This is a genomic window from Mangrovimonas sp. ST2L15, from assembly GCF_001280515.1.
Lineage (GTDB): Bacteria > Bacteroidota > Bacteroidia > Flavobacteriales > Flavobacteriaceae > Mangrovimonas > Mangrovimonas futianensis.
In genome coordinates, this window is record NZ_LBIQ01000035.1 from 24219 (window position 1) to 40971 (window position 16753).

Below are 16753 nucleotides of genomic sequence, written 5' to 3' on the forward strand. Positions count from 1 at the left end.
GTATGTCATTTTTAAGTGATTTAATGGGGCTAGGTGCCCAGAATATAGAAGGAATAGATGTCCTTGAAATTTCAGAATATAAAAAGGCTATTCAAGACAATGTGCAACTGGTAGACGTCAGAACACCTGAAGAATACCAAAGAGGCACTATTAAAAATGCCTTGAATTTAGATTATTTTGATCAGGGATCTTTTCGAGAAGGTTTTTCCAAAATGGACAAATCAAAACCCGTTTATGTTTTTTGCAGATCAGGACAGCGTAGCTTCAATGCTGCAAAAGTTTTGAAAAAAATGGGATTCATTCAAATATATGATCTCAAAGGAGGATATCTCGCCTGGGAGAAAAATTTTTAATTCAAATGAAAACAGCAATAATAGTTCAAAATCTAAAATGTGGAGGTTGTGCAAAAACAATCATTTCCAAAGTGTCTGAAATACAGAATATTTCTGACGTTGAGGTTGACGTGATGCAATCCAAAGTTTCTTTTCACAGTAATTCAGAAGCAGATAGTTTGAAGGTAAAAGAGACTTTAAAGTCATTGGGATATCCATCAATTGATGAAGAAAATGGTCTAACAGCAAAAGCCAAGTCAATGGTAAGTTGTATGACAGGTAAAATAAGTTAATTATGAAAAAAATAGTGGCATTAGTAATGGTTTTTATAGGCTTGAATGCTTGTGAACAACCCGAAAAAAAAGAGAACTATCTACTAGCGGCAGACCGTGTAGAGACTAGTCGTGAAAATCATCCAGGGAAAGCACTTTTAGATTCAAAATGTGCAGTTTGTCACAGTCCTACGGCTACAATGGATAATAGGTTGGCTCCACCTATGCAAGCTGTGAAAATGCACTATTTGGGATCAGAAACTAGTAAAGAAGATTTTAAATCTGCGATTTGGGAGTTTGTTAAAGAACCTACTCTGGAAAAATCCCAAATGCCTGGGGCCGTCAGGAAGTTTAAATTGATGCCCAAACAAGCATTTAGTGAGGAAGACATTAGGTTGATTGCAGATTATATGTTTGACAATGAATTGAACCAGCCAGAATGGTTTAAAGACCATCAAAAGCAGGGATGTCAGAACAAAAGACTTTAGCCAATAAGCTTTCTTCTGTAATTAAAAAGCTAAATGAAGAATTTAAAAAGTTGTTTGTGGGGTATTTTATTACTTTTAGTAATACCACAGGCACAATCTCAAGATACAAATTACAAGCATTATAGTAGTTGGAATACCCTAATCTTAGAAGGTGCTATTAGTGCTAAATATTATGTGAGTACCGAATTTAATTTTAGACGCACCAACTTTACGACAGATTGGGAGCAGTTTATTGTTAGACCCTCGTTTCATTATATTTCAAAAGAGGAAGTGGATCTTTCAATCGGATATTCATACATTAAAAATTATGCGTATTCAAGTTTTAGCACTAGACTTGATGTATTGGAAAATAATGTCTGGGAGCAGTTGATACTCAAAAATAAGTATAAGAACTTCAATCTGGCGCATAGATTAAGATTGGAACAACGATTTAAAGATCGCTTGGTGAACAACCAAGGCGTTTATCAAATTGAGGGAACTAAGTTTAATCATAGGTTTCGATACCGTTTCATAGTTAATATTCCCATTTTTAAGGAGGAATTGAAAACCAAATTACAGGTTACGGCTTATGATGAGGTTTTATTAAATTTGGATCAGGGTGTAAGGCCTAAGTCGCTCAATCAGAATTGGATGTTCTTGGGATTGAAGTATCGAATTAATGATAAGGTATCAATCAGAAGTGGGTATCACGATGTGTATTTGAAACTCAACTCAGATTCATTTGTGACAAATCATATTTGGGAAACCACTTTGACTTATAAAATTATTTAAAAATTTAAACGCAATTAGTTATGGCAAAATTTTCAGAAATAGTTGCTTCATCTCAACCTACTTTGGTTGACTTTTATGCCGATTGGTGTGGTCCGTGCAAAATGATGGCTCCTATCCTAGAACAGGTTAAAGAAAGCTTGGGTGATAAGGTTAGGATTATCAAAATTGACGTGGACAAGAATCAAGCCTTATCAGCAAAATATGCCATTAGAAGCATACCTACCCTTATGTTATTTAAGCAAGGGGAAATTTTGTGGAAACAACCTGGTGTTCTTCAAGAAAGAGATTTGACCCAGAAAATTCTAACATCCATTTAGGACTTTTATAATAAAGGATCAAAAGGAATGTAATGTTTTTGGTTAGATATAAGTGTAAATGTATGTTTTAGAGCATATTATTGCTTAACTTTAGATAAACTATAAACTTGCTAAAAGATTAATGTCATGAAAAATAACATGGGAAATCCAGACAGGACCATTCGACTTTTATTGGCTGTCGTTTTTATTGCCTTAGGGTTTTTTAATATCATAGAAGGTACGATTGCAATTATTCTGTACGTTTTGGCAGCAGTTTTTATCCTAACCAGCTTGGTCGGTTTTTGTCCGCTATATCCTATTTTAGGAATAAATACTTGTAAGAAATAGATTTTAGTCAGATTTCTAAGTTCTTTGTAAATAAACAATCTGTAACAAAGGTTACTGAATAAATTGTGACCTTGAGGTATCTTTATAGTGTAAAATTTTGACGAGATGAAATCACATTATCAAATACTTATTATTGGAGGAGGGACGGCTGGTATTATGACTGCAGCCCAATTAAAAAATCAAAATAAAAATTTTGATGTTGCAATCATAGAGCCATCAGATACTCATTACTATCAACCAGCATTTACTTTGGTAGCAGCTGGGACTTATGATTATGAAGATACCTCAAAGCCTATGAAAGAGGTTATTCCTTCTGGGGTGACTTGGATTAAGGATTTTGCAACTGGATTTATTCCAGAGAATAATACTGTTTCAACCAAAGAGAATGGGGATATTTCCTATGATTATCTAGTGGTTGCACCAGGATTGGTGATGGCACCAGAGCTCATTGAAGGACTTCCTGAAGCTATGGAGAAAGGAGTGGTTTGTAGTATTTATACCAATCCAAAACATGTATGGGAAACCTTGAAAAATTTTAAAGGAGGTAATGCCGTGTTTACCCAGCCAACAACGCCAATAAAATGTGGTGGGGCACCACAAAAAATAGCTTACTTATCTGCTGATTATTTCAGAAAACATGATCTTTTGGATAAAACTAATGTGGTATTTGCTACCCCAGGTAGTGTTATTTTTGGTGTGAAACCCATTAAAAAAACATTAGAGAAGGTTATCAATAGATATGGTATGCATTTCAAACCTTTTTATGCTCCAGTGAAGATTGATGCGGATAAAAAATTGGTTTATTTTAAAAATGTTGACCCTGATGAAAGCAATTGTTATGTGACTGAAGACAATTCTTTAGGAGAAAAAATGTCTGGAGAAACAGTAGTTGAAATGCCATTTGATATGTTGCATTTAGCACCACCTCAAACGGCACCAAAATTTGTTAAGGAATCAAGTCTGGTAAACGCTGATGGCTGGTTAGATGTTGACTTACACTCGTTACAGCATAACAAGTATGAAAACATATTTGGCTTGGGAGATGTTGCAGGGTTGCCAACCGCAAAAACAGGGGCTGCAGTTAGAAAACAAGTGCCTGTAGTAATTGATAACATAAAAAAACTTATGGCGTCACAGAAAGCAACCAACAAGAAATATAACGGATATTCTTCTTGTCCTTTGATAACTGGATATGGTAAAATGGCTTTGGCTGAATTTGACTATGACGGCAATTTTACTCCAGACCCTAAGTTAAAACAAATGCTAATTTTTGATAGTTCTAAGGAGCATTATAGATTGTGGTTGTTGAAAAAATATGGATTGCCTTATTTGTATTGGAACAAAATGTTAAAAGGCCAAAATGTATAATTAGATTGATGTAATTAGATTTTTAGTTAGGTAGGGAAGAGATGGTAGAATCCATCTCTTCTCTTTTAACGTTATTTGAGTATGAAAGACTTTTGGAATAACAGATATCAAGAAGAGGAGTATACCTATGGCACAAGGCCCAATGAATATCTTAAGGGAAAGTTGCGGGATTTAAATCAGGGAAGCCTTCTATTACCTGCCGAAGGTCAAGGTAGAAATGCGGTTTATGCCGCATTACAAAATTGGGGGGTTACGGCCTTTGATTACAGTGAAGTAGGAAGGAAGAAAGCACTTGAATTGGCTACCAAGAATGGGGTGGAATTTAAATATCAAGTCTGCGATGCTTTAGATTTTGAATCAGAAACACTGTTTGATGTGATAGGATTTAGTTTTACTCATTTTCCTGTATCCATCCAAAAACAAGTATTCCAAAACCTATTGAAATTTTTGAAGCCAGGGGGGCATGTGATTTTTGAGGGTTTTTCAAAAGAACAATTGAATTTTAGTTCTGGTGGACCAAAAGATAAAGATATGTTGTTCTCACTGGATGAGGTAAAGGACTATTTTGATGGTCTGGAATTTTTAGAATTGAGAAAAGATTTTATTATTCTTGATGAGGGTGAATATCATCAAGGTGAAGCCTCAGTCATCAGGTTTTTTGCAAAAAAAGCCTTTTGAAGTATGAAATGATAGTTAGAGTTTTTTTACTAAAAATCACTTGTGTTAAATTTTTAATTACAGCTAGAAATGAAGTTTTATTATTGGTATTTATGGCTGTGTTCCTTAGTTAAATTCTTAAATTTGATAAGCTAAAATTAATTGCCTTTATGGAGGATATGCTTTTCTACGATCGAATGCAATTTGCGTTCACAATAACCTTCCATTATTTATTTCCACAACTTACCATGGGACTGTCTTTAATGATTGTCTACTTTAAATGGAAATATCTTCGGTCTCATTTAGAGAAGTACAATGATGCCGCCAAGTTTTGGATGAAAATTTTTGCTCTTAATTTTGCTATGGGAGTGGTGACAGGAATCCCAATGGAATTTCAATTTGGAACCAATTGGGCTAAATTTTCGGAACTAACTGGAGGTATTATAGGACAAACCTTAGCCATGGAGGGGATGTTTTCCTTTTTCTTGGAATCTTCTTTTCTTGGTTTGTTTCTTTTTGGAGAAAAACTTTTAGGCCATAAACTTCATTTTGTAACTGGTTTTTTGGTTTTTCTTGGCTCTTGGGCAAGTGGTTTCCTTATCATTGCCACTCATTCCTGGATGCAATATCCAGTGGGGTATGAGATTCTAGAAAACGGAAAGTTTGTTTTGAACAATTTTTCAGCACTATTTTCAAATCCTTGGTTGTGGCCCTCGTTTTTACATAATCAAGCTGCTTCTGTAGTGACTAGTTCCTTTGTAGTGACTGCTGTTGGAGCCTTCTATATTTTGAATAATAAACATCTTGAGTTTGGAAAATTATTCCTAAAAACGGGCATTATTTTTGGTTTGATTTCAACAATTTTGGTAGCATTTCCTACTGGAGATTTAGCAGCTAAAAATGTGGTGGAACATCAACCGGTAACCTTTGCTGCTATGGAAGGTATTTTTGAAACAGAAGATGGGGGTTCTGAAATAATCCTTATAGGACAACCTAATATCTTAGATAAGAAGTTAGACAATAAAATTGCGGTTCCTAACATTTTAAGCTTTTTGACCTATCAAAAGTGGGATGCTGAAATTAAAGGATTAAATGAATTTGATGCCGATTTGTATCCAACCAATATTCCTGGATTGTATTATTCTTACCACATTATGGTGGGTCTGGGAACCATTTTTATTGGGTTAATGCTTTTAGCTTTTATACAGTTGAAGCGAAAGAAACTATTTCAAACCAAAAAGTTATTATGGGCGCTATTGTTTATGGTTCCATTTCCGTATATCGCCAATACTACAGGTTGGTATACGGCAGAACTGGGTAGACAACCATGGTTGGTCTATAATTTACTGAGAACCTCAGAAGGGGCCTCACCAACAGTGTCTTCAGGGAATACCTTGTTTACGCTTTTAGGGTTTATCGGCCTTTATTTACTGTTAGGAATGTTGTTTTTAATTTTAGTGGGGAAAATTATTTATAAAGGGCCACATCCCGTAAAATCGTAATTATGGAATTATTTTGGTATATCGTACTTATGTTTATGTTAGCCATATATGTGGTTTTAGATGGTTATGACTTTGGAGCTGGTATTATTCATTTGTTTTTCGCAAAATCAGAGGAAGATAAAAAAGCAATTACTAAATCTATAGGTCCATTTTGGGATGCTAATGAGGTCTGGTTGATTGCTTCTGGGGGTGTTTTGTTTTTTGCTTTCCCTACGTTGTATGCCTCTTCATTCAGTGGTTTTTATTTGCCCTTAATGATGATTTTATGGTTGTTAATTTTTAGAGCCGTAGGTTTGGAATTGAGAGGGCAAGTTCACAATAAAATGTGGGAAAGTATCTGGGATAAGGCATTTGGTATCTCAAGTTTATTGTTGGCATTGTTTTTTGGGATAGCTCTAGGAAATGTGGTAAGAGGTGTGAACTTGGGAATGGTTGAAAATGGAGTGTCTGCACATGAACCTCATTATTTTTTTCTGCCATTATGGAATCCTACTTTTAGTCCGAAAGCGGTGCATTTGGGTATTATAGATTGGTTTACCATTCTTCTGGGTATAATTGCAGTTGTTATTTTAACCATCCATGGAGCCAATTGGATCATTTTTAAAACCAATTCTTCTTTGAATAAGAAATTAAGAAAGGCCATATTTATTTTGAACTTTATTCTAATGGCTTTGGTAATTGTTTCTGTTTTAACATGGCATATTATTGAACCAAATCCATTTGATAATTTTATAAAGAACCCATATTTATGGGTGTTTCCAGTTTTAATGGTTGTCGGGCTATTTGGATTGTTTCGTATTAGAAGCTTTAAGAAGGACGGTACAGGACTTATTTTCTCAACGTTATTTCTTGTTGGTGGTTTTGCATCAACTGCGGCTTCCATCTTTCCAAACTTGTTGCCATCTACCAATTCTTTAAACCCCTCATTAACTATTTACAATATGGCAGCCGATGATTATGGGTTGTCCGTAGGGATTAAGTGGTTTGTTGTTGCGATTCTATTAGTGGCAGTTTATTTTTTCATTCAATACAAGGTTTTTAAAGGTAAAATGGATCATGTGAGCTATGGAGAACACTAAGTTTTTGGGTGATTAAGTAACAAATGTTACATACAATAGGCTTATATTGCCGTTACTTTGTACAATAATTAATTTGAATAAAATTATGGATTTTATTTTGGAGCCATGGCCTTGGTATGTGTCTGGGCCATTAATAGCGTTTGTGATGTTTCTACTTTTAAAAGTAGGAAAGGAATTTGGAATGTCTTCTAACTTGAGAACTTTATGTACCATATGTGGTGCAGATAAGAATTGCGAGTTCTTTTGTTTTGACTGGAAGAAGCAACGTTGGAATTTGGTGGTGGTTGTAGGTACAATCATTGGAGGTTTTATTGCCTCTCATTATTTATCTAACTCCACAGCAGTTGATATCAGTGCTAATTCTATAGCTTCTTTAAAGGAGTTGGGTTTTGACAGTGCAGGCTCTTCTTATTTGCCTTCAGAAATGTTTGATTTATCTGTTTTATCAAATTTTAAAATCTTGTCATTATTGATTATTGGAGGTTTTCTCATTGGATTTGGATCAAGATATGCAGGTGGATGTACTTCGGGTCATGCCATTTCGGGTTTGAGTAATTTACAACTACCTTCATTAATTGCTGTTATAGGCTTCTTTATTGGAGGTTTAGTGATGGTGCATTTATTATTCCCATTAATATTTTAGATTATGATGAAGAAAACAATAACATATTTGGTGATAGGAATGCTTTTTGGAATTACCATGTTTAAATCAGAAGCGGCTTCATGGTTTAGGATTTATGAAATGTTTCAATTTGATGCTTTCCATATGTATGGTATAATTGGATCTGCATTGGCTATAGGCGTAGTTATGGTTCAAGTCATTAAAAGAAAACATATAAAAGATACAACTGGAAAGGAAATTAGCTTTTCGCCTAAGGACATGAGTATTAGCCGCTATTTAATAGGAGGCATTATTTTTGGACTGGGATGGGGACTTGCAGGAGCCTGTCCGGGTCCTATGTTTACTTTATTGGGAGCAGGGTTTCTGCCAATCTTGGTAGTGATCGTATCTGCTCTTTTAGGAACTTATGTTTACGGATTATTAAGAAATAAATTACCACACTAAGAACTAGGTAATTATTAATAGCGATGAACCACGGAATCTTTTCGTGGTTTTTTTTTAATCTAAGGCTTGTTTGGTCACATAAGCCCGCCACCCAATAATGGCTAATTGCCATTTTTTAGCTTTTGCAAGATCTAATTTTTGTTTGGTGAAACTTGGTAAGACGTACTTATTTATTGAAGCTAAAAACTTAAAAAACCTGGATTTCATGTTTCGTAATACTCTGTAATGTTTAAAAATAGTAAAACTTATTCTAGAACTAAGTTTTACAGAAACATTTTTAGAACATTGAACAAATAAGGTCAATGAGATACAAAGCAATAACGATCATAATTTTGAGGTTTTAAAGGTTAATAGTTTAATTGTTTTTTCAATATACAATGACCGAATAATTGTCTCCAAATGTTTTGCTTGAAATTGATGAAATTGATTTCTGATTTAAAAGTGTTTTGGTTGTTTATTATTTCAAAAAGAAACATTAATCCCTTGAGGGTGGTTTCAAAATATAGTTTAAATTCGTTCTTTAAGTTTTGTTTTGTAACTTTTCTAGGTGATTTTTGATGGTTTTTTGGCTCTATCTTCTAAAAATGGACACATTTTGGATGGTTTTGGGTGTGTTTCATCTTTCTGTGTGAAGAAAACAATAGTTGTATAGGAAAGAAAAAGAATCGCAATGAAAGCACAAAACCAGCTAAATTTAGCTGGTTTTAAATAAATAAACTTTATTTTTCTTTACTTCGTTTTAATGCTTATGACACCATCTTTGGCTTTATCACCGTAAGTTTCTAGGGCTTTTTTGCCCTTAAGCACATCAATAGATTCAATTTTCTCCTTATCTATTTTCAAGACCTCCTCTTTAGAAACTTCCTTTCCGTTGATTAAGTAAAGCGGATTTGCATTTGATGGACTGGTGAAGAAGAAATCACCAGATTTTTCTGAGTTAATTTCAATCTCTACGTTTTCATCAGATCTCCAAATCAGAGGTTGACCTTCAGATTTAGTAACCCAAACATTCTTTGACACTTTTCCATCTTTATCGGTTTTGATTTCAATTATTTCTTGTGAATCTTTTTTTCGAAATTTAGTTGTACCCGCAACTTTGACTGTTTGTTTTTCTCCATCTTCATCTATAAAGATCATATCGCCTTCACCATTTCCATCAACCTTGATTTCTACTGTGTCATCCTGAGGTTTCCTTATGACATATATAGGTTCTCCCTTTTCTTTTTGTTTCCAATTACCGATTGATATTTTGTTGCCATCTGAATTGTATTGAATAACGATTGGGTTTATGGGAGTACTTGTTGATATTTGATAATTGGCGCTTAAATTGGTTCCCTTGGCCGTTATTTTAATTGCTATTATTTCACCTGTTTCGTTACGCTTAATTCCTTTGAATTTAATTTCAATACCTTCCTTTTTGAAATCATTCTTGACCTTGACCAAGTCTGCTTCTGTGAAATCCTTATTAATAATTATTTCTGTGATTGTTTTATTTTGGTCAAAGGAAACCTTTCCATTAAAAATGATTGCTCCATCCTTCGCTTGATTACCGTAGGTTTTAATAGCTTCTTTTTTTGGTATAAGTTTGATAGAGCTGTCTACAGTAAATTGTTTGGAGGGAATTTGGTGTGTTTTTAAAGGTTTTCCATTAACAATGTAAAGTGGAGAGTCTCCTAACGTCTTTTCCTCTTTTTCCGCTTCTTTAAACATTCCTATTGTTCTTTCTCCCAAAAGCACGGTTGGATTCGATTGGGGAAAACGTTTATTGTCTGCTAATTGAAATAAAATGTCATCGCCATCACCCTGTTTTGAAATTTTAAAGGAAGCAATCCCTTCTGCATTATCTTGTTTATTAATAGTTAGGCGTTTGGTAAATTTTGAATCATTAAACTTTTTGGTGCTGATAGAAATCGTTTCAATAAGCTGATTTGAATTTCTTGTAAGATCTGTAAATTTAAATTGTAAATTCTTGTTGGTGAACATATCCTCTATCTTATTCAATTCTTGAGTGGTTGATGAAGCCCTCACTGTTATTTGATTGGTACTAGTAGGTTCTGTCTTCTTGGTTAGAAACACTTCCTTGGTATTAAAGCTCATAAGAAACCCTGCTAAAAGGGGAAGAATAAGGATGTATTTCCATGCCTTAATTTTACTTGATTTTGATTTTTGTAACATAACTATTCGTTTTTTGATTAATGAATTATAAAAAGGGTTGGCCAGGGCCATGTGATGATTTTTGAGACTTGTTTTTAAAAGTAATCTTTGATAGGTCTTTTGACAATGAGATGATTTTTGCGTTTCCTTATCAGCTATAAACTCCAAATTTTGTTTTAGAGATTTTTTGTAAATCCATGAAATAGGATTAAACCAGAATATAATACATGTCAGTTCCATAAATAGGACATCTAGGGAGTGGTATTGTTTTGCGTGAGCCTTTTCGTGGTTTATGATTAACTCGAGTTCACTAAGGTGAAATTGTTTTGGATGGTAAAAAATCCATTTAAAAAAGGAGAAGGGCGAAATGGGATCAATGGTCTCTACCATTTTGAAATCTTCCGAATCTCTTACATCCCCCCGTTTTATAAGACCAAAAATTGAGGTAATCTCTATTAAAAATTTACCCAATAAAACGATGGTAACAGTAAAATAGGTATAAGGAATAAGAATAAGCCAATCGAACTTTGAGGTAATTTCAGTAGGTTCAATCAAGACGCCTTGTGGTAAGTCTAAATTTATTGTTTGAGGCTCTAGTTCAACATAAATAGGAATGAGAATATTAGGTAAAATGATTGCACATATAATCCCAGTCAGCAAAAATAACCGATTGCTTTGGAAGAAAGTTTCCTGTTTTAGGAATAAGAAATAAACCAAATAGAAAATGGTTAAAATGCTCGAAGCCTTAATGAAATATTCCATATCATTTCTTATTTTCGATTAAATCGATTATTTCCTTAAGCTCCTCTACACTTATTTTCTCTTCTTTGGCAAAAAAGGATACGACATTTTTATAAGAATTATTGAAAAAGCTTTCAATGGCCGTGTTCATGAATTTCTTTTTGTAATCCTCTTTAGAAACAATAGGGTAGTACTGGTGGGTCTTGCCATAGGCATTATAGGTTACATAGCCCTTATCTTCTAGGTTTCTAATTATAGTGGAAAGGGTGTTGTAGTGTGGCTTGTCGTCATGAATTTCAGCTAAAACATCCTTTACAAAGGCTTTTTCAAGCCTCCATAAAATGTGCATGATTTCTTCTTCTTTGTTTGTGAGCTTTTGCATAACGATCTAAAATTTGACTGTTCTAATTCAAACATATAACTAAAAAAATAGTTACACAACTAAATTTGTAGTTTTTTAACTGTTTTTTTAGTTTTTTCAAGAAGGAGTAAAAAAAAACGTGCCATCGGCACGTTTTTAACTCTTAACTAACTAACTATTTATGAAAACAACTACATGGTCATGTAGTATATTATAATCTCATTTAAATTTCTTAGTCAAAATTACAACGGAAGTTTGATTTCTGTAAAAGTTTAACATGACTTTAGGTCGAAAATGACCTTAATTGTTAAATACTGTGAAAGAATATTAATATGATTTTAAAAAGTACTCAATTCTACCTTTTTCTAGTTCCATTGTGAAAAGAAATTCCTGTTGTCTATCTTCGCACAAAAATGTAATATGAGTTTTGTCTGGGTGCTTTTAGGGCTTTTACTTTTAGTCGTGGGAGGAGAATTTTTGGTAAGGTCGTCAGTCGCACTATCTTTTAAGCTGAAATTATCTAAACTGGTCATCGGGATGACTGTTGTGTCGTTTGCAACTTCAGCGCCAGAATTGTTGGTGAGTCTTCAGGCAGCCTTGGATGGTTCTTCAGATATTTCTTTGGGTAATGTTATAGGTTCTAATATAGCTAATATTGGGTTGGTTTTAGGAGTGACAGCGATAATTTCGCCCTTGATAGTGGATCGCAGTTTTTTCAAATTAAATTGGCCCATGATGATGATAATGTCTCTGTTGCTTTATGTTTTTCTAAAAAACGATCAGTTATTGAGCAAATGGGAGGGCGTTTCTTTTATGGCTGTTTTGATCCTGTTTTTAATCATTCTGATAAGGGATTCCCGAAAGACTTTGACAATTAATTTGGAAGAAGTAGACGATGCTTTAAAAGAAGTATCTGGTTTTAAAATATTTATGTGGTTGTTGATAGGTGCTTTGGCATTATATTTTGGTAGTGAATGGTTGGTTTTTGGAGCCAAGGAATTGGCCTTAGCGCTAGGGGTCTCTGAATATGCTATTTCAGTTACGGTGATTGCTATTGGTACGAGTGTTCCAGAGCTAGCGGCATCGGTGATTGCGGCATTGAAAAAGGAAAAGGCCATTTCACTTGGTAATTTGATAGGATCCAATATTTTTAATATTTGTTCTGTTTTGGGGCTAACAGCTATCATTAAACCAATTCAAGTTAATCCTGCAACTCCTGAAATTCTATCCACTAATATTTTTTGGATGATAGGAATTGCTGCTGTACTATTACCTATGGTATATATCCCGCGTCGATTTGAAATTTATAGGTATAAGGGTTTTGTTCTATTAGGAGCCTACATTTTATTTGTTTATATGGCTATAAAATAAGTTTGTTTGTAGAATTATTTAAAATAAAAAAAAGCTTACGATACCGTAAGCTTTTTTATTATGAACAAATTAATGAGGCAGTCTAGTCTAAAATAGCAGATTTAACTGTTTTAACAATTCTACCTGCAATTTTATAAGGATCACCATTAGAAGCTGGACGACGGTCTTCTAACCATCCTTTCCATCCTTTTTCTACAGTGATAATAGGAATTCTTATAGAAGCTCCTCTATCTGATACGCCATAGCTGAAATCGTTAATTGAAGCGGTTTCGTGTTTTCCAGTTAAACGTTGGTCGTTAAACTCACCATAAACTTCAATATGTTCTTTAGTCACTGGTCTGAAAGCTTCACAAATTTTCATGTAGGTTTCTTTGTCTCCACATGTTCTCAATACTGAATTAGAGAAGTTTGCATGCATTCCAGAACCATTCCAGTCTCCTTTAACTGGTTTAGGATGGTATTCAATATAATAACCGTATTTTTCAGTTAAGCGGTCAAGTAAGTAACGGGCAATCCAAATTTCATCTCCTGCTTTCTTAGCTCCTTTTGCAAACAATTGGAATTCCCACTGACCTGAAGCGACTTCTTGGTTAATTCCCTCGAAGTTTAATCCAGCATCTATACATAAATCAGCATGTTCTTCAACAAAGGCTCTTCCGTGGGTGTTTAACCCGCCTACAGAGCAATAATATAATCCTTGTGGTCCTGGATATCCACCTACTGGAAATCCTAATGGCAATTGTGTTTTCTTATCCATGATGAAGTATTCCTGTTCAAAACCGAACCAAAAATCATTATCATCATCGTCAATAGTAGCTCTTCCATTTGATTCGTGAGGAGTTCCATCAGCGTTTAAAACTTCTGTCATTACTAAGTATCCATTTCTTCTTGCAGGATCTGGATAAATTGCAACCGGTTTTAAAAGACAGTCAGATGACCCGCCTTCTGCCTGTTTAGTAGAACTTCCATCAAATGACCAAATTGGGCAGTCTTCCAACTTCCCGCTAAAGTCATCTTCAACTTTGGTTTTACTTCTCATGTTTTGAGTTGGATAGTAACCATCTAACCATATATACTCAAGTTTAGATTTTGCCATTTTTTAAATTAATTTTTGATAATTCAATAATGGGGCAAATATATGTTATTTTAACTTATCTGCTATTTATGAAGGGTGGTTTTTGATAAATTTTACATTTCTTTTTAGGGTGCCCTATGAAAGATAGGGGTGTGTTTGATAAATTTTAATTTTGATAGGCTTCGGGTGAATATTTGTTAATAATTATGTCTTAATCTGTTTTTTTCGTAATTTCTTAGCTTTTAATATTGTAATCAGAATAATAATTTTTCTATATGTCAACTTTAAGATTTCATGCTTTAAAAGAAGCTATTAATAAAAGGCCATTAAGTGTCAATGAAGATGAGCGTAGGTCTTCAATTTTTGGTAACCACGTATTTAACGAGCACTCCATGCTTCAGTATCTGACTAAAGAGGCCTACACTAGTGTCATGGACGCTATTAGGAAGGGGGCTAAAATTGATAGGGTAGTATCAGAGCATATTGCTACAGGAATGAAGGAGTGGGCAATATCAAAGGGAGCAACGCATTACACGCATTGGTTTCAACCGTTGACGGGTTCTACAGCAGAGAAGCATGATGCCTTTTTTGAGCCAATAGGCGGGGGGCAGGCAATAGAGAAATTTGGTGGCGGACAGTTGGTTCAACAAGAACCTGATGCTTCTAGTTTTCCAAATGGAGGTATAAGAAACACTTTTGAGGCGAGAGGTTATACGGCATGGGATCCTACTTCTCCCGCTTTTATTTATGGAACAACGCTTTGTATACCTACCGTATTTGTAGCATATACAGGTGAAGCTTTAGATTATAAAACCCCGCTTTTGAGAGCACTTCAAGCTGTGGATAATGCTGCGGTAGAGGTTTGTAAATATTTTGATAAAAATGTAAAGAAAGTAAATGCTTCCCTAGGTTGGGAGCAGGAGTATTTTCTTATTGATAGTGGTTTGGCAGCATCCAGACCAGATATAGTACAAACCGGAAGAACCTTGTTAGGGCATTCTGCTGCAAAAGGGCAGCAATTAGATGATCATTATTTTGGTACTATTCCCAATAGAGCGATGGCTTATATGCGTGATTTAGAGCATCAGTGTATTTTGTTGGGTATTCCGGTAAAGACCAGGCATAATGAAGTGGCACCTAACCAATTTGAGTTGGCTCCAATTTATGAAGAAGCTAATTTGGCTGTTGATCATAATTCCCTTCTAATGGATGTCATGGAGAAAGTGGCAGAGCGTCATAATTTTAAAGTTTTGCTTCATGAAAAGCCGTTTGCAGGAGTTAATGGTTCAGGAAAGCATAACAACTGGAGTTTAAGTACAGATACTGGGGTTAATTTGCTTGGTCCAGGTAAAACACCTATGAGTAACTTGCAATTTCTCACCTTCTTTATAAATACCATAAAGGCGGTCTATGATTATGAAGAGTTGCTTAGGGCTTCTATAACTTCGGCCAGCAATGACCATCGTTTGGGAGCCAATGAAGCGCCTCCTGCTATTATTTCTGTTTTTATAGGTGAGCAATTGACTAGGGTGTTGGATGAATTGGAGAATGTCACTTCTGGAAAACTTTCTCCAGAGGAAAAAACAGATCTTAAATTGAATGTTGTTGGAAAGATTCCTGAAATTTTATTAGATAACACAGATAGGAACCGGACTTCCCCTTTCGCATTTACAGGGAATAAATTTGAGTTCAGGGCTGTAGGTTCAAAATCAAATTGTGCCAGTCCGATGACGGTTTTAAATACGATTGTTGCCAGACAATTAATCGATTTTAAAGGGGAAGTGGATAAGCTTATCGCTAAGAAAAACCTAAAAAAGGATGAGGCGATATTTAATATATTACGAGATTATATCAAAAAATCCCGTAACATTTTGTTTGAGGGTAATGGGTACAGTGAAGCTTGGGAAAAGGAAGCGCACAAACGTGGTTTAAGCAATAATAAGACAACTCCCGAAGCCTTAAAGGTTAAGATTTCCAAGGAAGCCATCAAGTTGTTTAAAGACCTTGGGGTCATGAATGAAGTGGAGTCTAAGGCAAGGTATGAGATTGAAGTGGAAGAATATATCATGAGACTTCAAATAGAAAGTAGAGTGCTGGGTGATATTGCAAGAAATCATGTGGTCCCCACGGCAGTTAGATATCAAAATTTGCTTATAGAAAACGTGAGAGGACTAAAGGAGATATATGGAAAGGATTATAAAAAATTAGCGAACGAGCAATTAAGTCTTATCGAAGATATATCATCACATATTGCAGCAATCAATTCCAATGTCACTAAAATGATTGAGGAACGAAAAACATTGAATCAATTGATTGATCTTGATAAAAAGGCCCATGGTTATTGCGAAAATGTTAAGCCTTACTTAACGGAGATAAGATACCATTGTGATAAATTGGAGCTGGAAGTTGATGATGAGCTTTGGCCTCTTACCAAGTATAGAGAACTACTATTTACCAAATAAGCTTTGGTGTTTTTTAAATGTTATAAACCCGTATTTTTTACGGGTTTTTTTTGAGCGTTGCATTTCATCTTGATTTCATGTGCGATTAACGAAAAGGAAAAGTATGACAAATATCATAGGATATTTATTTGTACTTTAGTACTGCTATTAATCAATTCTTAATTTTAACATGAAAAGGCTTATTGTAAGTGTTCTTATGCTTATGGCTGCAACCTTGATTTTTTCTCAGAGGTCAGTTGATAAGAAAGTTGCGAAATCAAATTTAGACGAAATTCACTTGGAACAAATGCAAGGAAAATAATATTCTTATGTTCCAATTTTAAGAGACGAGGATCTGTTGCTATTATGGGCGATAGATCTTTTTTTTATTTTTATTCTTGAGAGGGAAGAGGGATTAGAATCCAATTCTA

18 protein-coding genes are annotated in these 16753 nt (G+C 34.6%); 14 read left to right on the plus strand and 4 right to left on the minus strand.

What is annotated here, in order from left to right; genetic code table 11:
• Positions 1-2: 2 nt before the first annotated feature.
• The 12 genes from ZA07_RS13165 (at position 3) to ZA07_RS13220 (ending at position 8179) form a co-directional block, all read left to right on the plus strand.
• Positions 3-353: a rhodanese-like domain-containing protein gene (locus ZA07_RS13165; protein WP_053972237.1), complete on the plus strand. Its 351-nt coding sequence runs from the start codon at positions 3-5 to the stop codon at positions 351-353.
• A gap of 5 nt (positions 354-358) precedes the next feature.
• Positions 359-625, plus strand: a complete 267-nt coding sequence (locus tag ZA07_RS13170) for a heavy-metal-associated domain-containing protein (RefSeq protein WP_053972238.1) — start codon at positions 359-361, stop codon at positions 623-625.
• Between the two features lie 2 nt (positions 626-627).
• Entirely contained in the window at positions 628-1092 is a 465-nt protein-coding gene (locus tag ZA07_RS13175) for a c-type cytochrome (RefSeq protein ID WP_053972239.1), read from the plus strand.
• A gap of 33 nt (positions 1093-1125) precedes the next feature.
• Positions 1126-1863, plus strand: a complete 738-nt coding sequence (locus ZA07_RS13180; RefSeq protein ID WP_053972240.1) for a DUF2490 domain-containing protein — start codon at positions 1126-1128, stop codon at positions 1861-1863.
• Positions 1864-1883: 20 nt separating this feature from the next.
• Positions 1884-2180 (plus strand): thioredoxin, encoded by a 297-nt coding sequence (gene trxA, locus ZA07_RS13185; RefSeq protein ID WP_053972241.1) that lies wholly within the window; start codon positions 1884-1886, stop codon positions 2178-2180.
• 126 nt (positions 2181-2306) lie between these two features.
• Positions 2307-2507 carry a DUF2892 domain-containing protein gene (locus ZA07_RS13190; RefSeq protein WP_053972242.1) on the plus strand — a complete coding sequence of 67 codons (201 nt, stop codon included), beginning with the start codon at positions 2307-2309 and terminating at the stop codon, positions 2505-2507.
• A gap of 105 nt (positions 2508-2612) precedes the next feature.
• On the plus strand, positions 2613-3875 hold the full coding sequence (locus tag ZA07_RS13195; RefSeq protein ID WP_053972243.1) for an FAD/NAD(P)-binding oxidoreductase: 1263 nt from the start codon (positions 2613-2615) through the stop codon (positions 3873-3875).
• Positions 3876-3956: 81 nt separating this feature from the next.
• Positions 3957-4553 carry a class I SAM-dependent methyltransferase gene (locus ZA07_RS13200; protein ID WP_053972244.1) on the plus strand — a complete coding sequence of 199 codons (597 nt, stop codon included), beginning with the start codon at positions 3957-3959 and terminating at the stop codon, positions 4551-4553.
• Positions 4554-4702: 149 nt separating this feature from the next.
• The gene (locus tag ZA07_RS13205; protein ID WP_053972245.1) at positions 4703-6034 is read left to right on the plus strand and encodes a cytochrome ubiquinol oxidase subunit I; all 1332 of its coding nucleotides are present in this window, start codon (positions 4703-4705) and stop codon (positions 6032-6034) included.
• A 2-nt stretch (positions 6035-6036) separates the two neighbouring features.
• A complete protein-coding gene (gene cydB / locus ZA07_RS13210; protein WP_053972246.1) occupies positions 6037-7113 on the plus strand; it encodes a cytochrome d ubiquinol oxidase subunit II in 1077 nt (358 codons plus the stop codon).
• 85 nt (positions 7114-7198) lie between these two features.
• Entirely contained in the window at positions 7199-7756 is a 558-nt protein-coding gene (locus ZA07_RS13215; protein ID WP_053972247.1) for a YeeE/YedE family protein, read from the plus strand.
• A 6-nt stretch (positions 7757-7762) separates the two neighbouring features.
• Entirely contained in the window at positions 7763-8179 is a 417-nt protein-coding gene (locus ZA07_RS13220) for a YeeE/YedE family protein (protein ID WP_053972563.1), read from the plus strand.
• Between the two features lie 54 nt (positions 8180-8233).
• Here the strand turns inward: ZA07_RS13220 and ZA07_RS13225 are convergent, their stop codons facing one another.
• The 3 genes from ZA07_RS13225 to ZA07_RS13235 all read right to left on the minus strand — a co-directional run bounded on the left by ZA07_RS13225 (position 8234) and on the right by ZA07_RS13235 (position 11456).
• Positions 8234-8386 (minus strand): hypothetical protein, encoded by a 153-nt coding sequence (locus tag ZA07_RS13225; RefSeq protein ID WP_053972248.1) that lies wholly within the window; start codon positions 8384-8386, stop codon positions 8234-8236.
• Positions 8387-8908: 522 nt separating this feature from the next.
• Positions 8909-11095 (minus strand): M56 family metallopeptidase, encoded by a 2187-nt coding sequence (locus ZA07_RS13230; RefSeq protein ID WP_053972249.1) that lies wholly within the window; start codon positions 11093-11095, stop codon positions 8909-8911.
• Position 11096: 1 nt separating this feature from the next.
• On the minus strand, positions 11097-11456 hold the full coding sequence (locus ZA07_RS13235) for a BlaI/MecI/CopY family transcriptional regulator (RefSeq protein WP_053972250.1): 360 nt from the start codon (positions 11454-11456) through the stop codon (positions 11097-11099).
• 399 nt (positions 11457-11855) lie between these two features.
• On the opposite strand from ZA07_RS13235, the gene ZA07_RS13240 reads away from it, so the two are divergent.
• Positions 11856-12806 (plus strand): calcium/sodium antiporter, encoded by a 951-nt coding sequence (locus ZA07_RS13240; protein ID WP_053972251.1) that lies wholly within the window; start codon positions 11856-11858, stop codon positions 12804-12806.
• Between the two features lie 82 nt (positions 12807-12888).
• On the opposite strand, the gene ZA07_RS13245 is transcribed toward ZA07_RS13240, so the two are convergent.
• A complete protein-coding gene (locus tag ZA07_RS13245; RefSeq protein WP_053972252.1) occupies positions 12889-13902 on the minus strand; it encodes a glutamine synthetase beta-grasp domain-containing protein in 1014 nt (337 codons plus the stop codon).
• A 254-nt stretch (positions 13903-14156) separates the two neighbouring features.
• On the opposite strand from ZA07_RS13245, the gene ZA07_RS13250 reads away from it, so the two are divergent.
• Positions 14157-16343: a glutamine synthetase III gene (locus ZA07_RS13250; RefSeq protein ID WP_053972253.1), complete on the plus strand. Its 2187-nt coding sequence runs from the start codon at positions 14157-14159 to the stop codon at positions 16341-16343.
• The last annotated feature ends 410 nt before the right edge of the window (positions 16344-16753 follow it).

What these genes read in the sequence shown, in the direction of transcription:
- ZA07_RS13250 (WP_053972253.1), top strand. Translation starts at nt 14,157, where the DNA reads ATGTCAACTTTAAGATTTCATGCTTTAAAAGAAGCTATTAATAAAAGG.
- ZA07_RS13165 (WP_053972237.1), top strand. Translation starts at nt 3, where the DNA reads ATGTCATTTTTAAGTGATTTAATGGGGCTAGGTGCCCAGAATATAGAA.
- ZA07_RS13190 (WP_053972242.1), top strand. Translation starts at nt 2,307, where the DNA reads ATGAAAAATAACATGGGAAATCCAGACAGGACCATTCGACTTTTATTG.
- ZA07_RS13180 (WP_053972240.1), top strand. Translation starts at nt 1,126, where the DNA reads ATGAAGAATTTAAAAAGTTGTTTGTGGGGTATTTTATTACTTTTAGTA.
- ZA07_RS13175 (WP_053972239.1), top strand. Translation starts at nt 628, where the DNA reads ATGAAAAAAATAGTGGCATTAGTAATGGTTTTTATAGGCTTGAATGCT.
- ZA07_RS13195 (WP_053972243.1), top strand. Translation starts at nt 2,613, where the DNA reads ATGAAATCACATTATCAAATACTTATTATTGGAGGAGGGACGGCTGGT.
- ZA07_RS13200 (WP_053972244.1), top strand. Translation starts at nt 3,957, where the DNA reads ATGAAAGACTTTTGGAATAACAGATATCAAGAAGAGGAGTATACCTAT.
- ZA07_RS13220 (WP_053972563.1), top strand. Translation starts at nt 7,763, where the DNA reads ATGAAGAAAACAATAACATATTTGGTGATAGGAATGCTTTTTGGAATT.
- ZA07_RS13225 (WP_053972248.1), bottom strand. Translation starts at nt 8,386, where the DNA reads ATGAAATCCAGGTTTTTTAAGTTTTTAGCTTCAATAAATAAGTACGTC.
- ZA07_RS13205 (WP_053972245.1), top strand. Translation starts at nt 4,703, where the DNA reads ATGGAGGATATGCTTTTCTACGATCGAATGCAATTTGCGTTCACAATA.
- cydB (WP_053972246.1), top strand. Translation starts at nt 6,037, where the DNA reads ATGGAATTATTTTGGTATATCGTACTTATGTTTATGTTAGCCATATAT.
- ZA07_RS13245 (WP_053972252.1), bottom strand. Translation starts at nt 13,902, where the DNA reads ATGGCAAAATCTAAACTTGAGTATATATGGTTAGATGGTTACTATCCA.
- ZA07_RS13170 (WP_053972238.1), top strand. Translation starts at nt 359, where the DNA reads ATGAAAACAGCAATAATAGTTCAAAATCTAAAATGTGGAGGTTGTGCA.
- ZA07_RS13230 (WP_053972249.1), bottom strand. Translation starts at nt 11,095, where the DNA reads ATGGAATATTTCATTAAGGCTTCGAGCATTTTAACCATTTTCTATTTG.
- trxA (WP_053972241.1), top strand. Translation starts at nt 1,884, where the DNA reads ATGGCAAAATTTTCAGAAATAGTTGCTTCATCTCAACCTACTTTGGTT.
- ZA07_RS13240 (WP_053972251.1), top strand. Translation starts at nt 11,856, where the DNA reads ATGAGTTTTGTCTGGGTGCTTTTAGGGCTTTTACTTTTAGTCGTGGGA.
- ZA07_RS13215 (WP_053972247.1), top strand. Translation starts at nt 7,199, where the DNA reads ATGGATTTTATTTTGGAGCCATGGCCTTGGTATGTGTCTGGGCCATTA.
- ZA07_RS13235 (WP_053972250.1), bottom strand. Translation starts at nt 11,456, where the DNA reads ATGCAAAAGCTCACAAACAAAGAAGAAGAAATCATGCACATTTTATGG.